Here is a 26,405-nt window from a genome sequence, read left to right as displayed (position 1 = left end):
ATTCTCGCTGAGATCGTCTACAGAAGATAGGAGACGTTGGAAATTAGGGGGAGGAACCGGACGTGATTGTAGAACTGGATGTAAATGAATATTCGAAAATAAGGCCTCTGTTATCGGTGGAGGATCAGACGAATGTCGCGCTGATGAGCATTGTAGCAGGCAACAATAAGGGAAAAATTTTCGTCGACGATCCCGAGCACCCGAGAACGGCCATGATTTGGGCGATTGCGAGCATCGCTTTTTTCGTTGGGGATTGCCGCAATTCCGAATTTACCGCCCATTTGAATTCGTATATAGACCGGAAAATAAGACAGGATTCCTTGGATATCATCGGTGGCACCTGGTTTACCATCGCGGTTGCGGACGTAGCCTGGGACGAGGCGTTAAAGGAAGCATTAACGGACTACGAATTGATTGAGGGCGAAGATTTGGCATTTGATTTTGCAGCCGACCGCTATTCGAAGCTCAGGCAGGAGCAGGCGGAAAGCCGCATTCAGGTTAGGCCGCTCGATGCCGAACTCTTAAACGATCCGGAAAGTGACTTCGTTCTTGAAGACTTGAACGAATTTTGGAATTCGATCGGCGACTTTATGGACAAAGGGTTCGGCTATTGCGTGTTGAAGGACGGGACCGTGCAGAGCGTCTGCTTCTCCGGCTATGTGTACGGGAACGGGCATGACCTTGTCGTTCGCACCTACGAGGAAGAGGACCGGCAGAAGGGGCTCGGAGCGGCGGTTACTTTTGCTTATCTCGATCATTGCGTACGCAATGGCTTGGTGCCTCATTGGACGACGGATGAGGAGAATGAGGCGTCCATTGCGCTGGCGAACAAATGCGGTTTCGTGCTGAAGGAGAAGTCGAAGGTGTACGAATTCGAATTTTAGCTTTTCCGCAGGCGAGGAAGAGGGAGTTTCGGTGAAACCGAAGGCTTCCTCTTTTTTCATGTCTTCAATCGGCAATAAGTAGATTTTCCGGCCTACAAAAATCGCTGAGTCCATACATTGGAAAAAAGGAAAAGTGCGAATGTTGTCGAATGTACAATAATGCATGACTTCACGACTAAAAACAAGCCGAAGCGGCGTTTGGGATATACAAATTATTGACTTAATGATGAATTATAGTATAATAGGAAAAAATTACAAAATTCAGTTTCATAGCTCTGTTTAGCTTATAGTCTATAGAAAAGAGCTTGGCGTGAAGGAGAAATGTCCGGACATGCTAAGTTTTTTATTTTTAGCAAAGGATGATTGCGGAGAGGAGTCTAGGGAAACAGCCATGTTAACAGAATAATTGTAAGCGTTTACTAGAAAATGACATTATTGGAAGTGGGGTATTGTTATATGGCTAATGCAATCGAGGAGAAGGACAACCGTCTGAAGCGTTCCATGAAAAGCCGGCATATGTTTATGATTTCGCTGGGCGGGGCCATCGGTACGGGTTTGTTTGTCAGCACGGGATATTTGATCAATCAAGCCGGGCCGGGAGGTGTCGTCCTAGCCTATTTGGCTGGCGGACTTCTGATGTATCTGGTCATGCTGTGTCTAGCCGAACTGGCGGTCGTGATGCCGGTGACGGGTTCATTTCAGGCCTATACCACCAAGTTTATAGGTCCGGCTACCGGGTTTACGATCGGCTGGTTATACTGGATCAACTGGATTGTCGCCGTCGGCTCGGAATGGGTCGGCGCGGGGATTCTGATGACCCGATGGTTCCCGGACGTGCCCTCATGGGTGTGGATCTCGTTGTTCATCGTGCTGATGTTCCTGTTAAACGCCTTTTCCGCGAGTCTTTTTGCCGAATCCGAGTTCTGGTTCTCCAGCATTAAAGTGACGACGATCACGCTGTTCATCTTGTTGGGGCTGGCCGCTATCGTGGGACTGATCCCATTCGAGGGGCTGAATGCGGCTCCGATCCGTTCGGGCTTCGCCCATGACGGAGGGTTGTTTCCCAATGGATTTATTCCCGTATTCATGACGATGGTCGCCGTCAATTTCAGCTATCAGGGGACGGAGCTTATCGGCATTGCTGCAGGGGAGAGCGAAAATCCCGAAGAATCGGTTCCGAGGGCGACGAGAAATACGATTTGGAGAATTTTATTTTTATTCGTGGCGTCGGTCTTTGTTCTCGGTTCGTTGATTCCGTGGCAGGAGGCTGGTCTGACAGACAGTCCGTTTGTGCTTGTTTTCGATAAAATGGGCATTCCTTTTGCCGCCGATATTATGAATTTTGTTATTTTGACGGCTCTGCTCTCGGCGAGCAACTCCGGGCTGTATGCGTCCTCGCGTATGCTGTGGGCGCTCTCCAAAAGCAATATGGCCAGTCCTTACTTAAGCAAGCTGACCCCTCAAGGCGTGCCTTTTCGGGCGCTTATCGTCAGCGCCGTTATTGCGTCGCTCGCCTTGATTTCAAGCGTTGTGGCTCCGGATACCGTATTTTTGTGGCTGACCGGGATATCCGGATTCGCCGGAATTATGGTTTGGATGGGGGTTGCCTTATCGCAATATGTGTTCCGCCGCCGTTTTATTGCCGAAGGGAACAGTGTTCACGATCTGAAATACAGGGTCCGGCTGTTTCCTTTTGTGCCTATTTTCGCGATCGTCCTATGTATCGTTGCGCTGGTTGGGCTAGCCTTCGACCAGGAGCAGAAAATCGCTCTTTACTACGGAATCCCGTTTACGATCATTTGTTATTTGGTTCACTATTTGTTTTATCGGCACAAACACCCGAAGCAAGAGCAGACGGGGAAAAGCTTATAAAAGGGCTTGGCTAAGAAGCCCCGTAAGACCTATGGAAGAATACCTTCCATAGGTCTTTTCTTTTGCCGGGACTACATTAGGCGCGAGTCTCTCGCTTTACATGAGGGAATCGGTTTGCTAGAATAGGATCGAATTGTTAACCTTTTATAATTATAATTGGTTAACAATAAAATGCGATAGGGGCGGTGATCAGGGATGGAAACGGCCACAACCTGCGAAGAGCTGGCAGCTTGGAATAAGGCGTACTTATGGCATCCGTTTACACAGATGAAGGACTATGTTCAAAGCGAGCCTCTCATCATTGAACGGGGCGAAGGCGTCTTGCTTTACGATGTTCGGGGACGCGCTTACTATGACGGGTTTTCGTCGGTCTGGCTCAACGTGCACGGACACAACGTTCCCGAGTTGAACGAAGCGGTAGCGTCCCAACTGGCGAAAGTCGCTCACTCGACTCTGCTCGGCATGGCCAATGTGCCGGCGATCGAGCTGGCTGCGAACCTGGTGCGTATCGCTCCGGAGCGGCTGACGAAGGTGTTTTATTCCGATGCCGGCGCGACCGGCGTGGAGATTGCGCTCAAGATGGCGTTCCAGTACTGGCACAACCGGGGCATCGGCCGCAAAACGAAATTTATTACGATGAACCAGGCTTACCACGGGGATACGATCGGCGCCGTTAGCGTCGGTGCGATTCCGCTATACCACGATGTCTTCCGGCCGCTGCTGTTTTCCTCTTACGTCATACCTTATCCTTACGCTTACCGCACTGCGGGCGGAGCTTCCGCGGCGATGGAAGCAACGCTGTCCGCGCTGCGGGAGCTGCTGGAGTCGCGGGCGGACGAGATTGCGGCGCTACTTGTGGAGCCTGTCGTGCAAGGAGCGAGCGGCATCATCGTCATGCCGCAAGGATGCTTGCGCGAGATTGCCGCGCTGTGCCGCAAGCACGACGTGCTGCTGATCGCCGACGAGGTGGCGACAGGCTTCGGCCGCACCGGAGCGATGTTCGCCTGCGATTTGGAGGGCGTATCGCCCGACTTGATGGTCGTCGGCAAAGGGTTAACCGGCGGCTATCTGCCGCTGGCGGCAACGCTGGCAACCGATGAGATTTATGCAGCTTTTTATGCGGATTACGCGGAGCAAAAAACATTTTTTCACGGTCACTCCTATACGGGCAATCCGCTTGGCTGCGCTGTCGCGCTGGCCAGCCTCCGGCTTCTCGAGGAACGGAAGATGATACATACGGTAAATGCAAAGGCCGCATTTGCGGCGAAGAAATTGGCTCTGCTAGCCGATTGGCCGCATGTCGGCGAAATCCGGCAGCAAGGCCTGATGATCGGGATTGAGCTTGTCCGGGATAAAAAGTCCCGCGAGCCTTATGCCTGGATGGACCGCATCGGTGTCCGCGTCAGCATGCGGGCGCGAGAGCTCGGCATGCTGACCCGCCCGCTCGGCAACGTGATCGTTTTGATCCCGCCTCTCGCCAGTACGGAAACGGAGCTCGATGCAATGACGGACATTTTAGCGGCTGCGATCTACGACGTCACCGAGGAAGGCTGGGGAACGTGACGGGGGCGCACGTATCGTCTGCGCACGGCGACGAGAAGCTGCCGGGCCGGAAGCGGTGGCGCGGATTATTCGTCACGGGTACGGATACCGACGTCGGCAAGACGGTGATGACGGCGGCCATCGCCGCCGCGCTTCGCAGCGAAGGGCGGAACGTCGGCGTCTGGAAGCCGGTCCAGAGCGGGGGGCTTCTTGGCAAAGGAATCACCGATGCCGAACGGCTGCTGCGCGGGACGGGTATCGTTGAGCGGCCGGAACAGGTCGCGCCGTTTACGTTCGCAGCGCCGCTGGCTCCGGCACTTGCCGCCATGCAAGCCGGTGTAAGCTTGACGATGGCCGGGCTTCTGGCGGCAGGGGAACCGTTGGCCGAACGGTACGACGCGCTGCTGATCGAAGGGGCAGGGGGCGCTGCCGTGCCGTTAACCTCCGACGCCCTCGTGGTGGACCTCATCGCCGAGCTTGGCGTTCCGGCGCTGATCGTCGCCCGCTGCGGCCTCGGCACGGTCAACCATACGTTGTTAACCGCAGGGCTGCTGCGGCAGTGGGGAATTCCCGTCGCGGGCGTCGTGATGAACGAGGTCGATCACGCGACATCGCGCAACGATCCGAGCACCGCTGCGAATGCGGAGCTGATTGAGCGCTATGGCGGTCTCCGCGTGCTGGGACGGTTCCCGTGGGTAAGCGGCGAAGCTACGATGGAGAGACTCGTGCAAGCTGTGAAGCAGCATATCGACATTTCGCCAGTCCGACAACTATTGGAAAATGAAATAAATTCGTAGGAGGAGAGGGAAATGAGGATGAAGGCAACCGAAATGTCTGGAATACCTGAAATATCCGAAACGGCGGCGGACTGGCAGGCGTTGGCTCAAAAGGCGCTGGATGGAGAACGTTTGTCCGTCGAAGAAGGGCTCGCCGTGCTGGAGGCTGATGACGACGAAGTGCTGCCGCTGCTGCAGGCCGTTTTTCGGGTACGCAAACATTTTTACGGCAAGAAAGTCAAGCTGAACATGATTATTAACGCCAAAAGCGGCCTTTGCCCCGAGGACTGCGGCTATTGCGCCCAATCCGTCGTATCCTCCGCGCCAATCGCCAAGTATCCGCTGTTGGAAAAAGCCACGCTGCTGGCCGGCGCGCGCGAAGCGATGGCCCGTCAAGCGGGAACCTATTGCATCGTCGCGTCCGGCAAAGGCCCGACGGACAAAGAATTGGATCAGGTCATCGAAGCGGTCAAGGAAATCCGCGCGACAATGCCGCTCAAAATTTGCGCGTGCCTCGGCCTTCTGAAGGATGATCAAGCCGAACGCCTCGCGGAAGCGGGCGTACACCGCTACAATCATAACTTGAACACGAGCAGGGCGAACTACCCTTCCATCACGACAACCCATACCTACGATCAACGGGTCGAGAGCGTGGAAAAGGTGAAACGCTACGGCTTGTCCCCTTGCTCCGGCGTTATTATCGGCATGGGCGAGACGAACCGCGAAATCGTGGAGATGGCTTACGCGCTTCGGGAGCTGGAGGCCGACTCGATTCCGATCAACTTCTTGAACGCCATTCCGGGGACTCCGCTGGAACAAGCGGGCCGTACTCCCGCGATGAAGGCGCTCAAGGTGCTGGCGCTGTTCCGGTTGATCTGCCCGTCGAAGGAAATCCGCGTGGCGGGCGGGCGCGAGGTCAATCTCCGGACGCTTCAGCCGCTTGGCTTGTACGCCGCCAATTCGCTGTTCGTCGGCGATTATTTGACGACGAAAGGGCAGGACGCTGCGGCCGATTATCAAATGATCGAGGATTTGGGCTTCGAGATTGAACAATGTGCGCTTTAAGGCGGTGACGGTATGAAATGGATCGAAGACGAGCTTCAGAAGCTGGAAGATCGGTCGCTGAACCGTTCGCTGCAGATCAGCGCCACGGCATCCGGCCGACAAGGTTACGTGCTGCGCGGACAAAATACGCTGCTTGACCTGTCGTCCAACGATTACCTCGGTCTGGCCCGACATCCGGCTATTGTTGACGCCATGATACAAGCACTTCTCGCCGAGGGTGCCGGTTCCGGCGCGTCGCGTCTGGTCACCGGCAATCGGCCTCCCTATAGCCGTCTGGAAGATGCTCTCGCCGCCTGGCAGCAGAGCGAGGCTGCGCTTGTTTTTGCCAACGGCTACATGGCGAACCTTGGCGTCATACAGGCGCTTGCAGGCCGCGGAGATGTCGTGTTCAGCGACCGGCTGAATCACGCGAGCATCGTGGACGGCATCGGGCTAAGCCGCGCCGAGCACGTCCGGTACCGCCACAACGACATGGAGCATTTGCGCCGGTTATTGCACAAGCACCGCGATGCAGGACGCAAGCTGATCGTCACGGACGCGGTCTTTTCGATGGATGGCGACCAGGCGCCGTTAGCCGAGCTTGTTGCACTGAAGCAGGAGTACGGAGCCATCCTCATGGTCGACGAAGCTCACAGCGGAGGCGTTTATGGAGAGCGCGGCGAAGGGCTGTGTCATGTGCTGGGGCTGCAAAGCGGCGTGGACGTGCACGTGGGAACCTTCAGCAAAGCGTTCGGCGTATACGGAGCCTACGTTTCGGGCAGCCGTGTGCTCATCCGCTGGTTGGTCAATAAGGCGAGGCCGGTCATCTACTCGACGGCGCTGCCCCCGTCCGTCATAGCCGGGATTGCGGAAGCTCTGAAGCTGGTGCAAACGGAACGCCGGCGGCGCGAACGGCTAGCCGCGTCCAGTCGGCAGTTCCGTTCCTCACTACGCAAGGCAGGTTTTCAAGTCGGGACCGGAGATTCGCCGATCGTCCCGGTTGTCGTCGGGGACAACGCGACTGCCCTGCGTTTCAGCTCTGCGCTGGAAGCGGAAGGCATCGCCGCCGTTGCCATCCGTCCCCCGACGGTCCCCGATGGAACGGCGCGCATCCGCTTTTCCTTATCGGCTGCGCATACCCCGGACGACCTGGCCGATGCTGCCAGCCGCATCGAACGGGTCGCTTTGCGGTTGGGGGTGCTTGCGCGATGACGGACCCGATTCACATCTTCGCAAATCGAACGGCATCCGCCATAACGCATACAACGGCAGGACAGCGCTGCGCCGTTATCTTATGGCTGACCGGATGGAGCATGCCGGAAACGGTATTTGCGGAGCTTCAATCGCATCTCCCGGAATTCATTCATGTCCCGGTACAATTCATCTGCGCCGAAACGCCGGAGCAGATGATGGCCCTGGCTGAAGCGGCTGCCGCCGCTTGGTTCAACGGGACAAACGGCGCCCATCCGAACCTTGCCTCCTCCGGCAGAAGCAGAAAGCTCCTGATCGCCGGCTGGTCCCTCGGCGGATTGCTTGCGCTGCGGCTCGCCGCCCGGGGGTTCGCGGACGGCCTTGTGCTTTTCGGCGCAACCGCCCGATTCGTCCGCTCCAAGGAACAGTCGCATCTCGGCTGGCCGGATGCCGTTCTCCGGCAAATGTCGGCGGCGATCGCCAAGGACCGGCTGGCGGTAGAAACCCGATTCCGTCTACGGCTGCTTTCGGATGAGGAGAAGAAAAGCGTCTACAGCCCGCAGCTACCCCTGGCAGGAAGCTGGACGACCGCGGCGCTGCTCGCCGGCATCCAGCTTCTGCGGATGGAGAATCATATATCGGCATTGCCGGAGATTGCTTGTCCGACGCTTCTTGTCCACGGCAAAGAGGATGAAGTATGTCCGTACGGTGCGGCGGAGGAGCTGTATGAACGGCTACCGCGGGCGGAAATCCTGCCGGTTGATGGCGGCGGGCATATCCCGTTTCTTGGGCGGGAGGCAGCTATGGCCGAAGCGATAAGGAGGTGGCGGCATGGAGCACAGGCTGCATTCGATTCGCCGCCGGTTTGACCGCTCCGCCAGGGCATCCTACGACGCGCACGCACGCGTTCAACGCGTCATGGCGGACAAGCTCGGCAGGTCGCTGGCCCGCTGGAAGCAGGGAGTCGGCGAAACGCAGCCGCATCTGCTGGAAATCGGCTGCGGCACCGGCCTGCTGACCGAGATTTTGCTGCGCGATTGGCCCGATGCGCTCATCACCGCGCTGGATATTGCCCCGGTCATGCTGAAAGCGGCGGAACGGCGCATCCGGACTAAGGCGTCATCGGTCGCTGCGAGCCAACGGCTCCCCGTAAGCTTCCATCTGGCGGATGCCGAAGCGTGGGCCGCCCAAGCGGAGCCGTTATCGTTCGATCTGATCGTATCGAGCGCTTGCTTTCAATGGCTGGGCCGTCCGCATGAAACGCTGCGGCATTTGCGGCGGCTGCTGCGTCCCGGCGGTTTAATGGCGTTCACGACCTTCGGTCCGGAGACGTTCCGCGAGCTGCACGAATCGTTTGCCGCCGTTTACCGCTCCCGCGGTCTGGAGCCGCAGCGGCACGGCCTTCCTTTTCTTTCTGCCGGCGAGTGGCGGAACCTGCTTCAACATGCGGGCTTTGCGGACGTTCGAGAGGAGAGCGCCATCCGGACCGAAGGCTATGCCTCCGTCAGCGAATTTTTGCACTCGGTCAAAGCGACGGGAGCCAGCGCATCGGCGGCCGACGCTCCGCGCGGTCTTGGCTGGCGCTCCTTATTCGCCGGTATGTTTCGGGAATACGAAAAACGGTTTCCGGCCCCGGAAGGGATTGCAGCCACGTACGAGCTTCTTTTTCTCCAAGCGGAAGTTCCCTCATGACAAAGTTTCCTGGAAACGGTAAAATGGAAACGAAGTTACTGGAGGTGAGATGGCGATGTGCCGCTATGCAATGTATGGCCCGTACAAAAATATTTACGCTTGCTTTTCGTGCCGCAAAGTGTTCAAGCAGACGTCCGATTATGAACTGAGCAAAATCGAAGTGGCGAACAGACAATACAAATGTCCACAATGCGGGGAAGTCATGAATAATATGGGACACGACTTTCAAGCGCCAAAGCAGAAGGATACTAGGCAGTGGAAAAAAGTCGAGATCCTCTATGCTCACGGCTTCAGCTATCATTCCTGCGGATGCAATGGACCGGGGTACCGGCCTGCGAAGCTGAACGAAGTCGAGGCGTTTCTGGAGGCGAATCAAACGTTCAAGACTGAAGGAGAGGTTCTGCTGCGGAAGCTGTCGGTCAAGGCATAGAACTGCTGGACATATAATAACGAAAAAAAGGCCGGGGATGCTTTCCCACAGGCCTTTTTTTGATGGCTCGACGGACCATTCGATCATTCGAACCACTAGAACTTAGTGTACCGTATTTTGGAAGTTCGCGGCAAGAGAACGTTTATTCGGTTCCATCGGCCAAATGAATACATTTTACCAAATTTGAGCAATGTATCAGTAGAACCAGAGCCACATACCAATTGCAGGTGACGGAGGATGCGTTTCTTCAAATTAACCAGAGCCGGAAGGTCCGAACGCAGCGCCGCTGGAAAATGGGAGGCCAATGGAGCCTGCTCTACTCCACAGGAAGCCGTGCCGTTAAGCCCGGACATGGAGCTTAATTTAGAACACATTCGGGTGACGACGGGAAACAGCCCGGATCTAATCATACGGACGATTCGCATCGGAGCTTCAGGTACGACGAAGGCGGCGGTCATACATACCGACGGGCTGACGGACAAAGAAATCATTACCCGGTTTCTGGAGTCGTTCATGCTGCATGCCCGCGATCCGGCGCTGTTCCGGGATTTGCATGGGGCGGAGAGCCCAGGGACTCCGCTGCAAATGCTTGAAAATTTTACCTTAACGCTCAGTTCGGTAACGGAAATCGACAATTTTAACGCGCTGTTCGATAATCTGCTGTCCGGCAATATGATCATTCTGATCGACGGGTTCGCCAAAGGGCTGTCCGCCGATACAAAGGGTTGGGAAGACCGCGGCGTCCAAGAGGCATCCGTGCAATCCGTTGTGCGCGGGCCCCGGGAATCGTTCTCGGAATGTCTGGGTACCAACATTGCCTTAATCCGGCGCAAAATCAAAGACCCGAAGCTGTGGCTGGAGACCCGGTCGATCGGCCGCGTGACGAAGACGAAAGTCACTTTGATGTACATCAAGGGTATTGCCAACGACAGCACGGTTGAGGAAGTGCGCAGCAGGCTGGACCGCATTGATATCGACGGTATTTTTGAGAGCGGGAATATCGAAGAGCTGATTCAAGAGAAAACGATTACCCCGTTTCCGACGATGTATAATACGGAACGCCCCGACTCGGTCGCAGCGAATCTTTTGGAGGGCCGGGTGGCGATCGTTGTGGACGGGACGCCGTTCGTTCTGGTCGTGCCGGTCGTATTCGCCCAATTTTTTCAGTCTCCCGAAGATTACTATCACCGGTCGGATTACGGGATTATTCGCATTCTCCGATACATTTCCCTGATGATTGCGCTGCTCGCTCCCGCTTTATTTATTTCCGTCACCACCTTTCATCAAGAGATGCTGCCGACCACACTGATGACGAGTATCGCGACACAGCGGGAAAGGGTGCCGTTTCCGGCGGCTATCGAAGCTTTCCTGATGGAGTTTACGTTCGAGCTTCTCCGCGAGGCGGGCATCCGGATGCCCAGAGCGATCGGCCCTGCGATTTCCATCGTAGGGGCGCTTGTGCTAGGGGAGGCGTCGGTCAGGGCCGGTCTGGTATCCCCGGCGATGGTCATCGTCGTGTCGATAACGGCCATTGCCAGCTTTGCCTTTCCTTCGTTCGCGATGTCCATTCCGATCCGGATTTTGCGCTTCGCCTTGATGGGATTGGCCGCATCCTTCGGCCTTTTCGGCGTGTTTATCGGACTGATTGTGCTTAACCTGCATTTGTGCAGTCTGCGTTCGTTCGGAGTTCCATATATGGCGCCTTTTGCCCCGTATATTCCAAGCGACAAGAAAGACGCGATATTCCGGTTCCCGTTGTCTGCGATGCGAAAACGGCCGGTCCTGATGCAGAGTCCGAATCCGGTTCGGCAAAATACGGTCCCGTCTGAGCCGAATGCAGATCATCAGCGGGAGGGCAAGAGAGGTAACCCATGAAGCGTAACGTGTCGGTGGTTTGCGTTTTATGCCTGCTGCTCGTCCTGACCACGGGCTGCTGGAGCCGCCGCGAGCTGAACGAGCTGGCGATCGTTACAGGCATTGGCATCGACAAGATCGATAACCAATACTTGCTGTCGCTCCAAGTGCTCAACATGGGGCAAGCGGGGAGTGAAGCTCCGGGAGGCGGGGGCGGCTCGAGTTTGCCGGTGACGACGCAGTATATAAAGGCGGATTCGGTCTTTGAAGGCTTTCGCCGTTTGACGACCAAGCTTCCCCGCAAGCTGTATTTTTCTCATATCCGGGTTCTTGTATTTAACGAAACGCTTGCGCAAGAAGGACTTCGGGACATCCTTGATCTGTTTGTGCGCGATCATGAAATTCGGCCGGATTTTTTCCTTGTCGTGACCAAAGGGGTCGAAGCCAGGGAAGTGATGAGCCAGATCGTGCCGATCGAGCAGTCGCCTGCTACCGCCTTGTTGAAAAACTTGGAAATTTCTGAAAAAAACTGGGCTCCTACCGTTGCCATTACGTTGGACGAGTTTATTACGGATCTAATGAAAGCAGGCAAGGAAGGCGTGATGACCGGGCTGCAATTGAACGGGGATCCTCAGAAAGGCCAGACGGATGCAAATTTAAAAAGAGTCGACCCTCCAAGCTTTTTCCGGTTTTCCAGCATTGGGGTGTTCAAAAACGACAAGCTGGTCGGCTGGCTGAACGAGGATGAAAGCCGGGGCTTCAGTTATATTACCAACCGTGTCAATGCCTCGGTCTTTGAAGTGCCGTGCGATTCGGGAGGAAAGGCGGTGGTCGAAGTTCTTCGCAGCAGCACGCGCTTAACAGGAAAGGCGCCCGGCGGGGAACCGGTAATTACCGTGGGTATCGCGATGGAGGGCAATATCGGAGAAATCTCGTGCAGGGAAGATTTGTCCAAGTCGGAGACAATCTATGCGTTGGAACGCCAGGCGGAGCGGAAAATCGAAGGCTTCATCCGGCAGGCCGTCCGCAAAGCCCGGCAGAGCAGCCGATCCGACATCTTCGGATTCGGCGAGGCGATTCACCGCTACGATCCCCGGAACTGGAATCGGTTGAAGGACGATTGGGACCGGTATTTCATGAGCGCCAAAGTGGATACCCGAATCGACGTCAAGCTGCGCAGAACGGGCAAGGTGGGACAATCGTTCATCGACAAAATGAAATAAGGAGGGACGTTCGTCATGTTGAAGGTGCTGCTCGTCTTATTGGCCGCAGCTGCGATTATTGCTATCGAATGGCGTTCCTTGATGGAGCGGAAGCTGAAGAGAGAGCTGTGGACGTTCTTCCTGCTGTGCCTCGTCGGAACAAGTCTGGGTGTGGCGGAAGCGCTGCGGCTCAACATCCCCAATCCGCTGGACTGGATCTCCGCGCTGTATAAGCCGCTGAGCAACCTCATCTACGGAAGCTCGGCTTAAGCTCAAATCGTCTGTCGAGGAAATGGCAGGTGGAATCGTATGTTCGATAACGACAAGATCGATACTCATCAATTTACGCTGCTTGTGATTTTATTTGTTGTCGGGGATGCGCTGTTGTACGTGCCTTCGTGGCTGGCTTCCTCCGCCAGACAGGATGCCTGGCTGGCAGCCGTTCTCGGATGCGCCGAGGGCTTGGCGATCGCATGGCTGTACACGACGCTGGCCAAACGCCACTTTCCGTCGACGCTAATCGATCTATGCCGCTCCGTCCTGGGCCGATGGGCGGGAACGGCGGCTGCTTGCTTCTTCATCAGTTTTATTCTGGTCGATATTTCCCTCATGCTGTATGAAATCGGGGACTTTATCACGACACAAATGATGCCGGAGACTCCGATTGAGGTCGTCATTCTGCTTTTCACCGGCGTCATCGTATTAGGCGTGCGGCAGGGGGCGGTTACGCTGGTTCGCTCGTCCGAGTTGGTGTTTCCTTCGTTTGTGCTGCTTTACCTGATTCTGATCTTGTTTATTTCCCCGCAGATCAGGCCGGAGAATGCCCAGCCGGTGTTGAACGAAGGGATAAAACCGATTATCGAAGGGAATTTAAGATTTTTCGGGAATTTGGAGGAAAGCGTCATTCTGCTCATGCTGTTTCCTTTCGTCCGCAACCCGGGCCGAGGGGCGAAAGCTTTTATGACGGGCTTGGTTGCCGGCACGATCATTCTTACTGTATTTTCCACAGTATCCATTCTTGTGATGGGCAGCGATATGACCGCTTTGTTAGCCTATCCGAGCTATGTGCTGGCGCAGAAGGTTGCTGTCGGCAAGTTTTTGGAACGGATCGAAGCCATTATGGCGTTTATTTGGTTCATTACCGTTTTTGTCAAAATTTCCGTCTGCTTTTATGCGGCTTCCTATGGAATAGCGCAGATCGTGAAGCTGCCGAGATACCGTCCGGTCACGCTGCCGCTTGGGATGATTAGCTTTGTGCTGGCTCTGGTGTTCGTTCCGAACCGGCCGTATTTTGACCATTTTGCGACGAAGTTCTGGACTCCTTACACGCTCACCTTCGGATTGTTTCTCCCTTTGCTAATGCTTGGAGCGGCCTGGCTGCGCAGGTCGCCCGGGAAGAGATGAGGTGAAGGAATGGACGGTCAACGGCAACTATCGGTATATCAATTTACAGTCCTGACGATCTTGTTCTCGCTTGGCTCCACGCTGCTCGTCATTTCATCGGGAATGGCCGATGAGCTGAAGCAGGATGCCTGGCTGGGCGCCGCTTTGGGCACCTTGGGAGGGCTGGCGCTCGTCGCGCTGTATAATGCCTTGGCGGGACGATTCCCGGACAAGACTTTGGCGGAGCTTGGCACCTATCTGCTTGGAAAAATGGCAGGCCGTGTCTTTATGCTCGTCTACTTCTATTTCAACTTTTACTCTGCAGCAGCTTTAATCTGGTATGTCGGCAACTTCCTGACGACCAATCTTTTCGTTGACACCCCCCGGCCGGTTCTGATGATCCTTTATGTCGCTGTCATGATGTACGGGACGCATCTGGGGCTTGGGGCTTTAGTCCGCTCTGCGGAGGCGTCTTTTTTGATCTTTATGTCCGCGCTTGTCGTTGTCATGTTATCGCTGCTGCCGGAAGCCCAGACCGGGAACTTGATGCCGGTTCTGGAATCGGGACCCGGAACGCTTGCGCGGGCTTCGTTTACGTTTACGAGTTTCGCCTACTTCCCGTGGATTTCGCTGCTGATGATCTATCCCAAGCATGTGGCCCGACCTAAAGCGTGCGGTAAAGCGCTATATACCTCCGTTATAAGCTCGGGCGCGATTTTGACGGCCGTAACCGCATTGACGGTCATGGTGTTAGGACCCGACCGGACGGCCATCGAGATATATCCTACCTATAGCCTGACGATGAAAATCAATATCGGCCATTTCTTTGAACGCATCGAAGCGCTGCTTGTCCTGTTGTGGCTGCTGGCGATATTTTATCAAGCGGTAGTCTGCTATTACGCGGCCGTAACGGGCTTGGCCCAGATGATTCGGGTGGACGAATACCAATCGCTCAATTTGCCGATGGGCCTGTGCCTCGTTCCTTTTGCGCTGCTCATTTATCCGAATGTGAGCTACGAGCAGACATGGGATTTTAAGGTGTGGCCGTTATTTTCTCTGACGTTTGCCTTGTGGCCTGCGCTTCTGCTGCTGGTGGCGGCAGTTCGGGGCAGAAAGTCGAAACGTTATACAAAAAATGGTAGGTAAAGCGCGGACGATTCGTTATAATGAGAGCAGGATCCCAAGGAAGGTGGCTGCACATGCTCTCAAATGTACCGGTAAGCTTCGCTTCGCTTCAATTTCGTAAGACCGCTGAAGAGGACTTGGAGTTTGTATTAACGACAGAGCAGCATCCTGCGAATGCGCCATTTATCATTCCGTGGACCCCGGAGCAGCACCGGGAAACCATGCGCAGCAGCGATAAGCTGCATCTCCTCGTTGAAACGCTGGATGGCAGGCCTGTCGGTTACCTTATTCTCGCCGGATTGACGAGTCCGAACCGCTGCATCGAGCTGGTCCGTATCACAATCGCCGATCAAGGGCGGGGGTACGGCAAAGCGTCGATCCGGTTCGTTCAGAACTATGCGTTCAAGCACTTGAGGGCGCACCGCTTGTGGCTGGATGCCAAGGAGCATAACGCAAGAGCGAAGCAGCTTTACGAATCGTCGGGCTTTAAGGCTGAAGGAATGCTGCGGGAATGCATCCGCACGAACGGCGGGTACGAATCGTTGATCGTCATGTCTATGCTGGAGCGGGAGTATGAAGAGCATGGCGCCGGGTGAAGGAATATATTCCGGACCTTGGTGTCCGCCTAAAGTCTGAACAATCGGGTTTTACTGCATATTTTTTCTTTAGTTGGGCATGGTAATCAAGATCGTCCAACCCGGAGGCTTCGCGGATGAAAAAGTATGCTTTTAACGAAATTACGACTTGGCAATATATATTTCTCATTTTCACCTCGGAAATTGGCATCGGCGTTCTCCCGTTTCCTGCGAATGTGGCCCGGTACGCGGGGACGGACAACTGGATATCGGTCATCTTGGGCTGGGCTCTGATTACGGCCGCCAGCTTGTTTATCATCCAAGCCATGAAGCGTTACCCGGACGGGACGCTGCTTGATCTGCTGACGAATTATTGGGGCAAATGGGCGGGGATGGCCGGCGCGATCGTCGTCGCTCTCTATTTTGCTTTCTTCTCGTACGTCGTTTTCTCCCGGACGGTGATCTACGTCAAAGCATGGTTGCTGCCGCAAACAGCGGAGCTTATGCTCGTCGTATTGCTGATCGTTCCGTTCTGGTTCATTGCCCGCAGCGGAGTCCGGGTCCATGGCAGATTTGCGGAGTTCGTTGTTTTGATCTGCTGCTGGATGCCTTTGATTTTTATCTACGTGCTTGGCGACGCCGAGTGGCTTCATCTGCTTCCCGTGCTTAAGGAAGGGTGGGGACCGGTGCTAAAGGGTACGCCGGAGATGGTGTTCACTTTTTTAGGCTTTGAAATGACGTTTGTGCTGTATCCGTTTCTGCTAAAGAAAAACCGGGCGGCCATCGGGGTGATTACCGGCAATACGCTGGCCTTGCTTGTCTACTTGCTGTTGGACTTTACTTGCCTGGTGTTCTACAGCCCGGACGAGATCTCGCAATATAACGAACCGGTGATCAGCTTGCTGAAGGTGGTCGAATTTCCTTTCATCGAACGGTTTGAAATTGTGTTTCTCGCGCTGTATCTTTTACTTATCGCCCTGACGTGGATTCCTTTTACATACTGCTGCGTATACTCCACGAGCTGGATGCTGGGCAAGCGGGACCATCGGCCGCATCTGATCGTATTTTTGCTGCTGCTCGTGGGGTCTTATTGCTTTTATCAGCCGACGTTCCGCGCGAACAACAAAATGATCGATTGGATGGGTAAATTCGGAGCAGGCTTTGCCGTCGTGTTTCCGTTGTTGCTCTGGATGCTTGTTGCGGCTACCGACCGGTATCGGAGGACGGCCAGTTAATTGACAATGATAATCTTTATCAATATTATAAATATGGTAAGTTTATCTAGGGGAGTGATTCCATGTTTATTGAAATGAAAACGATTATCGTGAAAGAGGGAACCTCGGATCTGGTCGTTCAGCGCTTCAGCGGAGAGGGTGCCATTGAAAAATCCGAAGGCTTTATCGATTTAAGCGTACTTGTCAAGAAGGCGAGAAAAGGCGACGAAGAGGTCATTGTGATGATTCGCTGGGAGTCTGAGGAAGCGTGGAAGAAATGGGAGACCAGCGAGGTTCATCTCGAAGGTCACCGGCAAGCAAGAGGCAAGCCGAAGCCGGAGCATATCGTCAGCTCAAGCCACGGAAACTATGAAGTGAAAACGTCCAAAGGGCCGTATCGGCAGCAAGCGCAAGCGTGACGGGACCGCTCCCGTCCATTCTATCGATTCGGAAACGAAGCCTTCGGCTTTAGCTCCACACGGGGCGCCGGAGGCTTTTTTTGTTGCCCATATGCTGGAAGGAATCCCTCTGGACAATCGGGGCGGGCTCCTTTACAGTAGAGAGGAATGACTTGACAAAAGGAGTACGGGAAATGAAAAGCAAGCTCAAAAAAGTATTACTGCCTACGATGGCGTTAAGTCTGATGATCATGGCACCCGCTATTGCGGAAGGACCGTCCCAAACGGCGGGACAGCAGTCGCCGCTGCCTGAAGAAATCGCCTTCCAAATTCCGACGAACAATTATTGCAGCGCGGATAAGTCTCTGGATTTTTCGTTCCAATTATCCAATGCCGGCAGCACGCCTGCCGATATTACGGTGTCCTTCTATCAACAGGACGGCACCAAGCTTACGATGGAAGGCACGTCCTACCAGGAGATCGGCTCCACGATTATCCCCGGCAAGCCTTTTACGCTGAAGGGCTATGCCACAGGGCTGTACCATATTAACTTTGGCAACCATCTCCAGTGCAGCGAGCGCGTATATCTGGGGAGAATTTTCGTCAACTCGGGCAAAGCCTCGCTGCTTGCGAGAGGCTGGGTGAATACGAACGGAGCGGTTCAAAACGTTGAAGTGAACGGCAATCAGACGTTCGAGCTTGCCGCCGTGCCAACGGCAGCCGAAGCGGCAGCGGTCAAAGCAGAGTAGGCCAATCCAGTTAGTCCATAGAGGAGCGTCGGTTTCGTTTAGGAGCCTGGCTCCTCTTTTTTGCAGGATAGACGAATGGAAGCTTTTGGGAGGGTTCGTTATGGGTGCCAATTGGGACGACGAGAGCATCGCGAGGGAAGCTTTAAAGCAATTCCCGGTTCATGGGGAGCGGCTTGTTTACTTGGGGAAGAGCGATAATGTGACCTTTCAGGTGAAGACGAAGCAGGAAAGCGTGAACTATCTGATGAAGCTGCATTATGCTGCAAGGGGAAGTCATTCCAAAAAGACCGTCGAATCGGAGCTGCTATGGCTCGAAGCGTTAGCCGCGGATACGACCTTGACGGTGCCTTCTCCGGTAAGAAACCGGGACAACGAACTGACCGTAGAGGCAGTCGTCAACGCATCCGGGAAAAGCATCGTCGTCACGCTGCATCGGTGGGTGAATGGCGAGCTTCTGGACAGGGAGCCGACAGCCGGGGAAGCTCGAAGCCTGGCCCAACTCATGGCCGCGTTGCATCGGCATGCGATGGAGTGGAACGCTCCCGCAGGGTTCACCCGGCCGGTGTATGATACGGACAACGTCTTGTCACTGCCCGTTTCGTTAAAGCGGCTGCCGGAGCTGAACGTCATTTCGGACGAAGCATATGCTTGCCTGGAGCGGACCGCGCATAAAATCGCCGCCGGGCTGCAGAGCCAAACGGTGGACAAGTCCACCTGGGGACTGATTCATTCGGATCTGCACGAAAGCAATTACGTCTTCGATCAGGGCATTCCGAGACCCATCGACTTTTCCGCGTGCGGCTTCGGCTTCTACCTGTTTGACGTGGCCGAAACGTTTCTGCATCTTTCGCCGGAGAACCGGCGCGAATTTTTGTCCGCCTACCGGGAGGAACGGCAGCTGCAGGAGATCGACGCGAAGAGCCTGGACCTGTTTTTCGTCTGGGCGATTCTGCGCAACTTCGCTTTTCTCGCCCATAACCCTGTGGAGCATGCGTCGCTATCCGATCTTATCCCCAAAGTGGTGAAAAGCTACTTTGCAAACTATTTAAAGGACGAACCGGTACTGGGAGGGGGATAACGTGCTACTGTTTGAAGCGATCAAAGACAGGTCGATGGCAGCGCTCGAAGCCGCAGCGCTAGCGGACGATGTGAACAGGCCGGACAAGTTCGGCCGCACTCCGCTGCACTATATCATTACGCAAAAGGCGCCGATGGAGATGTTTGCGTTTTTGCTCGCCAAGGGGGCCGATCCGCAGCTGGAAGACAAGCTTGGCTTAACGGTGCTGGAAAAAGCGGTCAAATTCGGCAATAAGCGGGCGGTGGAGCTGCTGATCGTGCATGGCATCGAACTGGATCATCCGAAGGGCATTACGCATACGCCTTGGTTTAAGGCGAGACATCATCCGGAAATTGCCGATCTGCTGCTTGGCGCGAAAGGAGCCTTCCGGTTAACGCTGACGGGGGCGGAACGCGAGCTCGTCGATTCTCTGCTCTATTCGGAGAACGAGGAGCGCCTGGCCCGGCTGCAGCTGTTGAATACACCAGAGCTTCTGCATGCTTTTGTGCTGGAATTTAACTGGGATGACGACTTGGAGCCGATCGAGGCGATTGTGCGGCACCCGGAGTGCCGGGAAGCGACGGCTTACGAAATATATGACCTTGCGGACGGAGACTATTGGCTGGAACGCGAGAGGATCGAGGATGAGTACGAGCAGCAGTACATCGCGCTGATTCGTCATTTGCTGGAGAGATTTCCGCACTTGAAGAATACATAAAAGGAGAAGCAGAAGCATGAGGGAGAGAATAAAAGCATGGATCGCTCGATGGGACACGCTGCTGAAACGCCTCGAAGCGCAGGGCGCAACGGTGCGCGAATGGGTCGTCGAGTCGGAAGCGGACGAGCAACGCGTGCGGGAAACGGAGGCGCGCCTCGGAATCGCGCTGCCGCCGACCGTGCGACGGATCATCACCGAAGGAGCCGGAAAAGTTACGATTTATTGGGATTTTGATAAGGAGACGCTAGCTCCTTTTGAGTCGTCCGGGGAGCTGGCATGGAGTGTTGATACGTTCGAATGGCCGTATTTCGGCGATGACGAGCTGGAGGAGGAGAAGCGATATCTCGCTTTTCATGTAGCCGGCAACGGGGACTATGTGCTGCTTGATCTTGAAGGCTGTCCGGACGATCCGCCGGTTATCAGCTGGGGACATGAGACAGGCGAGTTTCTGCTGCTGGCCCCATCGTTCACCGAATTTGTGGAGCGGGTAACGGAGTTGGCCTTCATCGGCGCGGAGGACAGCGCGTATGAGCCGTTTTGTGGGCCGGACGGTCTGGATGTCGACGGGCCAAACGCGAAGGTATGGAAAGCTTGGCTGGACCGCTATTTGACGCTTACGCTGGAAGACGCGGCGAAGGAGCTGCCGCTGCTTATCGACTATATTACGTTCCATGAAGCGGAGGAGGCGGGGGTATGCGAAGCTCTTGCGCGCTATGAGCCAGCCGCCGTGCTGGAGGCATGGCTGTCCAGGCTGGAGCGGGAGACGTACCGGGGTAACCGGGATCGGCTGTTCGGGTACATAGGGGAAACCGTTGGCGAAGCGGCGGCAGATTGGGTGCGTATGCTCTGGTCGGACCGGCCTTCGGTTGAAGTGTCGAACCATAGCAGAGCGTATTTGTCGGCATGCTGCCTCCCGGGAAACGAAGGGCTGGAACGGGTATTGGCCCGGCTGGAACTGGAGGCGCAGAACAGCAAAATTGATGGCTACAGCGCCAATGGTTTGCTGCGGTATTTCCACAGCCGGGACGTCATCCGGTGGATGGAGTCTCACGTCGCGTTTCCGTTCGGAGGATGGGACGAACTGTTCGCGGCCTCCGCGCCCTATTGGGAGGACATCCGCCGCTGGCTGGACGGGCATGAGGCCATGCGGCAGACAGTGCTGTCCGCACTCGGGAAGCTGTTCGCGAGAGGGGAAGTTCCGGAGGGCGAGCCGGATCGCGGTGAAATCATCCGTCTGCTGGATAAGGCCGAGCGAGAAGCTGTGCTGAAGAAAGAAAAGGAAGCGGTTCGCCGGGTAACGGCGCATTTAGCCGATTGGCGGTAACGGGGTAGGGGCAGGGCGAATGTACTGTCCCATTTGTTCGGCTGTTGACATTTGGTTGAAACTGGTGTACAACTGTACTAATTGAATTTCCTATTAAATTCGTTGACGAGAACGAGTACGCTAATCCCTTGTTCCCCAGAGAGTTGGCCCTGTGCTGAAAGCCAACGTTCAAGAATTAGCCGAACATCCTCTCCGAGAAGGAATGCTGAAGCTTCAGTAAGCAGCCCCGGGATCCCGCCGTTACAAGGGACGCGTATGATGGTACGTCGTAGAGGTGCCGCGGAATCATGTTTCATGATGATTGCTGCGGAACAAGGGTGGTAGCGCGAGAGCAAATCTCGTCCCTTTACGGGGCGGGATTTTTTTGTTTTTCAAAAAGAAAGGATGAGATCTGTGAGAAAAGTCGACGTGAAAGAAAAAGCGAGAGTCCGCGAGCTTCGCGTGCTGGAGCAATGGAAGCGGGACGAAACGCACCGTAAATCGATCGAGAACCAGGCCGGACGGCCGAATTTCGTATTCTACGAAGGGCCGCCGACGGCTAATGGCTCGCCGCATATCGGGCATGTGCTCGGGCGCGTCGTGAAAGATTTTATTTGCCGCTACAAGACGATGTCCGGCTATCGCGTCGTCCGCAAAGCCGGCTGGGACACGCACGGTCTCCCGGTCGAGCTGGGCGTCGAGAAGCAGCTCGGCATCTCGGGCAAGCAGGAGATCGAGAAATACGGCGTGGCCGAATTTGTGGAAAAATGCAAAAGCAGCGTATTCGAATACGAGAAGCAGTGGCGGGAGCTGACCGAGGCGATCGCATATTGGACGGACATGGACCATCCGTATGTGACGCTGACCAACGAGTATATCGAGAGCGTTTGGCACCTTTTGTCCGTAATCCATGGCAAGGGTTTGCTGTATAAAGGCCACCGGGTCAGCCCGTACTGTCCGGACTGTCAAACGACGCTCAGCTCGCACGAAGTGGCGCAAGGGTATGAGGATGTCAAGGACTTGAGCGCCACAGTAAAATTCAGGAGCAAGCGCGGAAACGAAATCTTCCTCGCTTGGACGACCACTCCGTGGACGCTGCCGTCCAACGTGGCGCTTGCCGTGAATAAAGATATCGACTATGCGAAGGTAAGGTACAACGGCGAAGTGTATGTCGTCGCGGAGAAGCTCGCCGGAGACGTGTTCAAGGCGGACTACGAAATCGTGTCGGTGCATAAAGGATCGGAGTTCGTCGGCACCCCTTACGAGCCGCCTTTTGGCTATGTTCGTCCGGTCAAAGGGCATATCGTCGTCGATGCGGACTACGTGAGCGATACGAGCGGGACCGGTATCGTTCATACGGCTCCCGCGCACGGGGAGGACGACTACCGGACGACCCGCAAGCACGAGCTGGATTACGTCAATCTCGTGAATCTGGCCGGCCGCTACACCGAGCAGGTGACGGAATTCGCCGGGCGCTTCGTCAAAGATTGCGACGTCGATATCGTGAAAAGCTTGTCCGAGCGCGGCCTGCTGTTTTCCAAAGAGCGTTACGAGCACAGCTACCCGTTCTGTTGGCGCTGCAAATCGCCGCTGCTGTATTATGCGATGGAAAGCTGGTTCATCCGGACGACGGCGGTCAAGGACCAATTGATCGAGAACAACCGCAACATCAACTGGTATCCTTCCCACCTGCGCGAAGGGCGTTTCGGCAAGTTTCTCGAAGAGCTCGTTGATTGGAATATCAGCCGCAACCGCTACTGGGGGACGCCGCTGAACGTCTGGCTGTGTCAGGATTGCGGGCAAGATCATGCGCCGGGGAGCCGGAAAGAGCTGCGGGAGCGGGCGATTCAGCCGCTTGACGAGAGTCTGGAGCTGCACAAGCCGTACGTCGACGAAGTGAAGCTGCGCTGTGCCTGCGGCGGCACGATGGAGAGAACCCCGGAAGTGATCGACGTCTGGTTCGACAGCGGCTCGATGCCGTTTGCGCAGTACCATTACCCGTTCGGCGACGAGCAACTGTTCCGCGAGCAGTACCCGGCGGATATGATCTGCGAAGGGATCGATCAGACGCGGGGCTGGTTCTTCAGCCTGCTGGCCGTCTCGACGCTCTACAACGGTCAGTCGCCCTACAAAGCCGTCATTTCGACCGGACACGTGTTGGACGAGAACGGGCAGAAGATGTCCAAGAGCAAGGGCAACGGCATCGATCCTTGGGAAATCATCGAAGAGTTCGGCACCGACGCGTTCCGCTGGGCGCTGCTGGCCGACAGCGCGCCGTGGAACAGCAAGCGGTTCTCCAAGCAAATCGTCGCCGAAGCGAAATCGAAGGTAATCGACACGCTCCATAACGCACATGCGTTTTATGCACTGTATGCGGCGATCGACGGCTATAAGCCGGAGGAACACCCGCCTCGGACTTCCGCAAACGAGCTGGACCGCTGGATTTTGTCGAGGCTGAACAGCACCTTGCGTCAGGTCGTGAAGGGGCTGGACGACAACGATTTCCTGAATCCGGCAAAACAGATTGAGGCGTTCATCGACGAACTGAGCAACTGGTATATCCGCCGCTCCCGTGACCGGTTCTGGGCCAGCGGCATGACCGAGGATAAAGTGTCCGCGTACCGGACGCTCCGCGAAGCGCTCTTGACGCTCGCCGCCATGATCGCGCCCTATGCGCCCCTTATCGCCGAAGACATCTATGGCAATCTTGGCGGCGTGGGAAGCGTTCATCTCGCGGATTACCCGAAGGCGAGCGATTCCGCGGTGGATACGATCCTTGAGCGGGACATGGAAACCGCGCGGCAAATCGTCGAACTGGCACGCAGCGTCCGCAACGAAACCGGGATCAAAACCCGCCAGCCACTGGCGGAGCTGGTCGTTTCGTGGGACCGGGACTTCCATCTGAGCCGGTACGCGGACATCGTCAAAGAGGAGATCAACGTCAAAGATATCCGCATCGAGCAAAGCGACAGCGGGTTCGTGGACTTCAGCTTGAAGCTGAACCTGAAAGTGGCCGGCAAAAAATACGGCAAATTTGTCGGACCGGTGCAGAGCCACCTGAAGCAGCTGTCCGCCGCGGAAGCGAAGCAAGCTGTCGCTGCGGGCTTCCTGGAGGTGGCGGTCGACGAAGAAACGCTTCATCTGACGCTCGACGAGCTGCTCGTGGACAAACAAGCGAAAGCCGGTTTCGCGTCCGCTTCCGGCTACGGAATCACCGTTGCTCTAAATACGGCGATCACGGAGGAGCTAGAGCAGGAAGGGCTTGTCCGGGAGGTCGTCCGCGCCGTTCAGGATTACCGTAAAAAGCTAGAACTGCCGATCGAAAAGCGCGTCGCGCTCGTGCTCGACGTCGATCCGCAGCTCAAGGAAGCGCTGGAGCGGTTCGATCATGTGCTACGGGACAACGTGCTGCTGTCTGGCGTCCGTTATGCCAAGGAAGTCGGGATGGAATCCGTTTCGTTAGGAGAGCGCACGATCGGCCTGCGTATTGAATAATCAAGCTGCTTTTGCGTGAAGCAGAGGGGACATATACGGTACGAAGCATCAAGATGTGAGACGTCTTGACGCTTTGTGCCGTTTCTTTTTTAGCGGGCCTCCCAAATTATTGGTGGCGAAAAAAATTGATATATGACGTATGTTGACAGGTTTTCTTGATTACAATGAGGGAGTATTTCAACGACTAAGGAGGAATCATCGATGAAATCTTTGCATGGAAAGGTAGCTTTGGTTGCCGGCGCTACGCGCGGCGCAGGCCGAGGCATTGCAATTGAATTGGGAGCGTCCGGAGCCACGGTTTATGTCACCGGCCGGACGACCCGGGCGAAACGGTCCGAGTATAACCGGCCCGAGACGATCGAAGAGACGGCCGAGCTTGTCAATCGCGCGGGCGGCAAAGGAATCGCGGTTCAAGTGGACCATCTTGAACCGGACCAGGTCCGGGATCTGGTCGCACGAATAGAACAGGAACAGGGGCGACTGGACATCCTGGTCAACGACATTTGGGGCTCCGAATACTTGGTGCAATGGAACGTGCCCGTATGGGAGCAGTCCCTCGAAGGAGGGCTGCGCATGCTGCGGCTGGCGGTCGATACGCATATCATTACGAGCCATTTTGCGCTTCCCTTATTAATCCGCAGCGGCAACGGACTGGTCGTTGAAATGACCGACGGCACGGAAGAATACAACCGTCAAAACTACCGGCTGTCGCTGTTTTACGATTTGGCCAAAACTTCTGCCATTCGCATGGCCCGGTCCTTGGCCCATGAGCTTGCGCCACACCAATGTACGGCGGTGGCAGTGACTCCCGGCTGGATGCGCTCCGAAATCATGCTGGAGCATTTCGGGGTGAAGGAAGAAAACTGGCGCGACGCCGCTTCGAAAGAACCGCATTTCATGATCTCGGAAACGCCGCGGTTTGTAGGCCGGGCCATTGCCGCGCTGGCGGCCGATCCGAAGGTGTCCCGGTGGAACGGCCAGTCCTTGTCGAGCGGCCAGCTTGCGCAAGTGTACTGGTTCCATGATCTGGACGGCTCCCGGCCGGATTGCTGGCGGTATATCGTCGAGGTGCAGGACGCGGGAAAACCGGCAGATGTCACCGGGTACCGTTAATCGGTTATAATGAAATGTACTTCTGCGAAGCGAGGTGGAAGCTCGTACTATTTGCTTTTTTCCGACTCGCTGCTCAACATTTTGGGGTTTGTAGTCAAAGAAAAGTACCGAAACCAAGGTGTTGGCGGTATGCTGATCCAGAGTCTTGAAGATTGGGCGGAAACCAGCGGGTTTTCCGGAATTAAGTTGCTGTCCCATCCGAGCCGGATTCACGCCCACCGGTTCTACGAACGAAGAGGATATGTTTTTACAGACCTTAGCCGAGAAAGCCCTTACCTTTAGACATGGGATGAATCGGCTTAGGACAAGGGCTGTCTTTAGCCAGCTTCATTATCCTACATTCTTTCATCTTGTTGCAGTTGTATATTTAGACTGATACAATCGGCGTATGAGAGAAGAATATAGAAGAACGGCAACAACCGTATCACTCATCAACTATCATTTTGTGTTTTGCCCGCGATACCGAAGAAAGGTACTTGTGAATCAAGTAGAAGCGCGATTTAAAGAGCTTGTGCAAGAGCTGTGTCAGGAAAACGATTGGCTTATGGTTGCGATGGAAGTCATGCCCGATCATGTGCATCTATTCTTAAATGTGCGACCAACGGATTCTCCAGCGGACATTATGGCAAAATTGAAAGGTGCGACCTCGCGATTTTTGCGTCAAGAATTTAAGCACTTGAAGCATCTGCCAAGCCTTTGGACACGTTCCTATTTTGTCAGCACGGCAGAGAATGTTTCGAGCGAAACCATCAAACGTTATGTGGAAGAACAAAAGACAAGGGGGTGAA

At 55.3% G+C, this 26,405-nt stretch carries 24 protein-coding genes, 1 pseudogene and 1 other annotated feature; all 25 genes and pseudogenes read left to right on the top strand.

The window, feature by feature from the left end; genetic code table 11:
* Nucleotides 1–62: 62 nt before the first annotated feature.
* Complete coding sequence (locus QMG93_RS22960) at nt 63–884, top strand: GNAT family N-acetyltransferase (protein ID WP_281940627.1); 822 nt, start codon at nt 63–65, stop codon at nt 882–884.
* Between the two features lie 456 nt (nt 885–1,340).
* Entirely contained in the window at nt 1,341–2,756 is a 1,416-nt protein-coding gene (locus QMG93_RS22955) for an amino acid permease (protein ID WP_281940625.1), read from the top strand.
* Between the two features lie 195 nt (nt 2,757–2,951).
* Nucleotides 2,952–4,319, top strand: a complete 1,368-nt coding sequence (gene bioA / locus QMG93_RS22950) for an adenosylmethionine--8-amino-7-oxononanoate transaminase (protein WP_281940623.1) — start codon at nt 2,952–2,954, stop codon at nt 4,317–4,319.
* The gene (gene bioD / locus QMG93_RS22945; RefSeq protein ID WP_281940621.1) at nt 4,316–5,095 is read left to right on the top strand and encodes a dethiobiotin synthase; all 780 of its coding nucleotides are present in this window, start codon (nt 4,316–4,318) and stop codon (nt 5,093–5,095) included. Before bioA ends, bioD begins: the two co-directional genes overlap by 4 nt.
* An 18-nt stretch (nt 5,096–5,113) precedes the next feature.
* Complete coding sequence (bioB, locus tag QMG93_RS22940) at nt 5,114–6,139, top strand: biotin synthase BioB (protein ID WP_281940709.1); 1,026 nt, start codon at nt 5,114–5,116, stop codon at nt 6,137–6,139.
* A gap of 12 nt (nt 6,140–6,151) precedes the next feature.
* Nucleotides 6,152–7,330, top strand: coding sequence for an 8-amino-7-oxononanoate synthase (gene bioF, locus QMG93_RS22935; protein ID WP_281940619.1), 1,179 nt, complete (start codon nt 6,152–6,154; stop codon nt 7,328–7,330).
* The gene (locus QMG93_RS22930; RefSeq protein WP_281940617.1) at nt 7,327–8,178 is read left to right on the top strand and encodes an alpha/beta hydrolase; all 852 of its coding nucleotides are present in this window, start codon (nt 7,327–7,329) and stop codon (nt 8,176–8,178) included. Before bioF ends, QMG93_RS22930 begins: the two co-directional genes overlap by 4 nt.
* Nucleotides 8,141–9,001 (top strand): malonyl-ACP O-methyltransferase BioC, encoded by an 861-nt coding sequence (gene bioC / locus QMG93_RS22925; RefSeq protein WP_281940616.1) that lies wholly within the window; start codon nt 8,141–8,143, stop codon nt 8,999–9,001. The genes QMG93_RS22930 and bioC overlap by 38 nt, the downstream gene beginning before the upstream one ends.
* A 55-nt stretch (nt 9,002–9,056) precedes the next feature.
* Entirely contained in the window at nt 9,057–9,431 is a 375-nt protein-coding gene (locus tag QMG93_RS22920) for a hypothetical protein (protein ID WP_281940614.1), read from the top strand.
* Nucleotides 9,432–9,668: 237 nt separating this feature from the next.
* Nucleotides 9,669–11,306: a spore germination protein gene (locus QMG93_RS22915; protein WP_281940613.1), complete on the top strand. Its 1,638-nt coding sequence runs from the start codon at nt 9,669–9,671 to the stop codon at nt 11,304–11,306.
* Entirely contained in the window at nt 11,303–12,508 is a 1,206-nt protein-coding gene (locus QMG93_RS22910; RefSeq protein WP_281940611.1) for a Ger(x)C family spore germination protein, read from the top strand. The genes QMG93_RS22915 and QMG93_RS22910 overlap by 4 nt, the downstream gene beginning before the upstream one ends.
* 15 nt (nt 12,509–12,523) lie before the next feature.
* The gene (locus tag QMG93_RS22905; protein ID WP_281940609.1) at nt 12,524–12,757 is read left to right on the top strand and encodes a hypothetical protein; all 234 of its coding nucleotides are present in this window, start codon (nt 12,524–12,526) and stop codon (nt 12,755–12,757) included.
* Nucleotides 12,758–12,796: 39 nt separating this feature from the next.
* On the top strand, nt 12,797–13,891 hold the full coding sequence (locus QMG93_RS22900) for a GerAB/ArcD/ProY family transporter (protein WP_281940606.1): 1,095 nt from the start codon (nt 12,797–12,799) through the stop codon (nt 13,889–13,891).
* Nucleotides 13,892–13,900: 9 nt separating this feature from the next.
* Nucleotides 13,901–15,016, top strand: a complete 1,116-nt coding sequence (locus QMG93_RS22895) for a GerAB/ArcD/ProY family transporter (protein WP_281940604.1) — start codon at nt 13,901–13,903, stop codon at nt 15,014–15,016.
* Nucleotides 15,017–15,069: 53 nt separating this feature from the next.
* The gene (locus QMG93_RS22890; protein WP_281940602.1) at nt 15,070–15,591 is read left to right on the top strand and encodes a GNAT family N-acetyltransferase; all 522 of its coding nucleotides are present in this window, start codon (nt 15,070–15,072) and stop codon (nt 15,589–15,591) included.
* A 116-nt stretch (nt 15,592–15,707) separates the two neighbouring features.
* Nucleotides 15,708–16,805 carry a GerAB/ArcD/ProY family transporter gene (locus tag QMG93_RS22885; RefSeq protein WP_281940600.1) on the top strand — a complete coding sequence of 366 codons (1,098 nt, stop codon included), beginning with the start codon at nt 15,708–15,710 and terminating at the stop codon, nt 16,803–16,805.
* Between the two features lie 62 nt (nt 16,806–16,867).
* Nucleotides 16,868–17,203 carry an antibiotic biosynthesis monooxygenase family protein gene (locus tag QMG93_RS22880; protein WP_281940598.1) on the top strand — a complete coding sequence of 112 codons (336 nt, stop codon included), beginning with the start codon at nt 16,868–16,870 and terminating at the stop codon, nt 17,201–17,203.
* 173 nt (nt 17,204–17,376) lie between these two features.
* Nucleotides 17,377–17,931, top strand: a complete 555-nt coding sequence (locus QMG93_RS22875) for a hypothetical protein (RefSeq protein WP_281940596.1) — start codon at nt 17,377–17,379, stop codon at nt 17,929–17,931.
* A gap of 100 nt (nt 17,932–18,031) precedes the next feature.
* Nucleotides 18,032–19,009: a phosphotransferase enzyme family protein gene (locus tag QMG93_RS22870; RefSeq protein ID WP_281940594.1), complete on the top strand. Its 978-nt coding sequence runs from the start codon at nt 18,032–18,034 to the stop codon at nt 19,007–19,009.
* Between the two features lies 1 nt (nt 19,010).
* Nucleotides 19,011–19,706, top strand: coding sequence for a DUF4274 domain-containing protein (locus tag QMG93_RS22865; RefSeq protein WP_281940592.1), 696 nt, complete (start codon nt 19,011–19,013; stop codon nt 19,704–19,706).
* Nucleotides 19,707–19,722: 16 nt separating this feature from the next.
* Nucleotides 19,723–21,030, top strand: a complete 1,308-nt coding sequence (locus tag QMG93_RS22860) for an SMI1/KNR4 family protein (RefSeq protein ID WP_281940590.1) — start codon at nt 19,723–19,725, stop codon at nt 21,028–21,030.
* Between the two features lie 93 nt (nt 21,031–21,123).
* Nucleotides 21,124–21,379 (top strand) — a binding site (T-box leader).
* A gap of 44 nt (nt 21,380–21,423) precedes the next feature.
* A complete protein-coding gene (ileS, locus tag QMG93_RS22855) occupies nt 21,424–24,504 on the top strand; it encodes an isoleucine--tRNA ligase (protein ID WP_281940588.1) in 3,081 nt (1,026 codons plus the stop codon).
* A 201-nt stretch (nt 24,505–24,705) separates the two neighbouring features.
* Complete coding sequence (locus QMG93_RS22850; RefSeq protein WP_281940586.1) at nt 24,706–25,617, top strand: SDR family oxidoreductase; 912 nt, start codon at nt 24,706–24,708, stop codon at nt 25,615–25,617.
* Between the two features lie 36 nt (nt 25,618–25,653).
* Nucleotides 25,654–25,899: pseudogene (locus QMG93_RS22845) on the top strand (GNAT family N-acetyltransferase); the annotation flags it as partial.
* Nucleotides 25,900–26,005: 106 nt separating this feature from the next.
* Nucleotides 26,006–26,404, top strand: a complete 399-nt coding sequence (gene tnpA / locus QMG93_RS22840; RefSeq protein ID WP_281940583.1) for an IS200/IS605 family transposase — start codon at nt 26,006–26,008, stop codon at nt 26,402–26,404.
* Nucleotide 26,405: the final 1 nt, after the last annotated feature.

This window comes from Paenibacillus tyrphae, from assembly GCF_027925525.1.
Lineage (GTDB): Bacteria > Bacillota > Bacilli > Paenibacillales > NBRC-103111 > Paenibacillus_G > Paenibacillus_G tyrfis_B.
The sequence above is the reverse complement of the archived record's forward strand: the minus strand, read 5'-3'. Positions and strand labels throughout refer to the sequence as shown.